This window comes from Mesorhizobium sp. M7A.F.Ca.CA.003.01.2.1 (genome assembly GCF_003998945.1).
GTDB classification, from domain to species: Bacteria; Pseudomonadota; Alphaproteobacteria; order Rhizobiales; family Rhizobiaceae; genus Mesorhizobium; species Mesorhizobium ciceri.
In genome coordinates, this window is record NZ_RZRA01000937.1 from 1 (window position 1) to 2,167 (window position 2,167).

General features: G+C 62.7%; 3 protein-coding genes. All 3 read right to left on the reverse strand.

The features are described from left to right. On the reverse strand, positions 1-723 hold a 723-nt coding region (locus EN969_RS27915), incomplete at its 3' end, for an ABC transporter permease subunit (protein WP_127419577.1). Between the two features lie 4 nt (positions 724-727). Continuing rightward, positions 728-1,702 (reverse strand): ABC transporter permease subunit, encoded by a 975-nt coding sequence (locus tag EN969_RS27920; protein ID WP_063170075.1) that lies wholly within the window; start codon positions 1,700-1,702, stop codon positions 728-730. Positions 1,703-1,711: 9 nt separating this feature from the next. Next, a partial coding sequence (locus tag EN969_RS27925; RefSeq protein ID WP_127419578.1) for a TOBE domain-containing protein occupies positions 1,712-2,167 on the reverse strand: 456 nt, incomplete at its 5' end.

Sequence of the window (2,167 nt, forward strand, 5' to 3'; positions counted from 1 at the left end):
GATCAGGATGGTGCAGGCGGCGTTGATTTCCGGCGTCACGCCGAGGCGAACCTGGCTGTAGATCTTCATCGGCAGCGTCGTCGCGCCCGGCCCCGAGGTGAAGCTGGCAATGACCAGATCGTCGAGCGAAAGGGTGAAAGCCAGCATCCAGCCGGAGACGATCGCCGGCATGATGACCGGCAATGTGATCTGGAAGAAGGTCTTCACCGGCGTGGCGCCAAGATCCATCGCGGCTTCCTCCAGCGAGCGGTCGAAAGTCATGAGCCGCGACTGCACGACCACGGCGACGAAGCACATGGTCAGCGTGATGTGGGCGAGCGTCACGGTGAGGAAGCCGCGGTCGAGCCCGACGGCGACGAAGAGCAGCAGCAGCGACAGGCCGGTGATGACTTCCGGCATGACCAGCGGCGCAAAGACCATGCCGGAAAACAGCACCCTGCCCTTGAAGCGCGTGTAGCGGGTCAAGGTGAGTGCCGCCAGCGTGCCCAGCACCGTCGCAACCGTGGCCGAGATCAGGCCAACACGCGCCGTCACCCAGGTCGCGTCCATGAGACCCTGGTTGTGGAACAGCGAGACGTACCATTTGGTCGAGAAACCGCCCCAGACCGTGACCAGTTTCGATTCGTTGAACGAGAAGACGATGAGCAGCACGATCGGCAGGTAGAGAAAGGCAAAGCCAAGCACGATCGAGGTGATGTTGAAGCGGCTCCAGGTGGCGTTCATGAGGTCACCTGTCCATTTCCTGAGCGCGCGCCTGAGCCCGCTGGAAGAGCATGATCGGCACGATCAGCAGCAACAGCAGGATGACGGCCACGGCCGACGATACCGGCCAGTCGCGATTGGCGAAGAACTCGTTCCACAACGTCTTGCCGATCATCAGCGTCTGCGATCCGCCGAGCAGATCGGGAATGACGAATTCGCCGACAGCCGGAATGAACACCAGCAGACAACCGGCGATGACGCCGGGCAGCGACAGCGGGAAGGTGATTTTCCAGAACGCACTGGTCGGCGGGCAACCGAGATCCTTGGCCGCCTCGATCAGCGAATAGTCCATCTTCTCGAGAGCGGAATAGAGCGGCAGCACCATGAACGGCAGGTAGGAATAGACGATGCCGATGAAGATCGCCGTATAGGTGTTGAGGATGATCAGCGGCTGGTGGATGATGCCGGTGGCGAGCAGCAGCTGATTGAGCAGCCCTTCGGGCTTGAGAATGCCGATCCAGGCGTAGACGCGGATCAGGAACGAGGTCCAGAACGGCAGGATGACCAGCATCAGCAAGGTCGGGCGGATCGTCGCCGGCGCGCGCGCCATGCCGTAGGCGATGGGGTAGCCGACGAGCAATGTCAGGACCGTCGAGACCGCGGCGATGATGACGCTGGTCACATAGGCGTTGAAGTAGAGCGCGTCCTGCGTCAGCCAGGTGTAGTTGTCGAGGCTGAGCTGTTTCAGCTGAGCCAGGAACCCTGAGATACCGCCGCTGAAATCGAGCGCCGGCGTATAGGGCGGAATGGCGATCGCCGTCTGCGACAGCGAGATCTTGAAGACGATGACGAACGGAATGAGGAAGAAGAACAGCAGCCAGACATACGGGATGATGATGACCAGTCGGCCAACGAAGGCAGCACCCAGCCTGGCAAGGATGGATCTGCCGGCATTGGATGCCGGAGAGGCTGATGCTGTGGTGACGGCGGCGCTCGACATGGTCGCCCCCTACCGCGTCAGCACGACGCCGGCGTCGGGCCGGAAGGAAACCCAGGCGCGGTCGTTCCAGCTCAACGGATCCTCGGTGATGCGGGCCGCGTTCATGGTGCTGGCGCGCACCACCTGGCCGTCGTCCAGCCTGACATGATAGACGGTCATGTCGCCGAGATAGGCGATGTCGTAGACCTCGCCCTCGATGGCGTTGACGGCCTCGGCCGGCTTCTTCGACGACACCTTGATCTTTTCGGGCCTGATGGCGAAGGTGACGGCCGTCCCGGCCCCGGCGGTGCCGGCATTGTCGGTGCGGATGGTGATGCCGTTGCCGGCGTCTATGCAGGCGCTGCCCGCCTCGCCACGCGCGATCTTGCCCTCGAACATATTCACGTTGCCGACGAAGCCAGCGACGAAACGCGATCCCGGCGCCTCGTAAACTTCGGCCGGCGTTGCCACCTGCATCACCTCGCC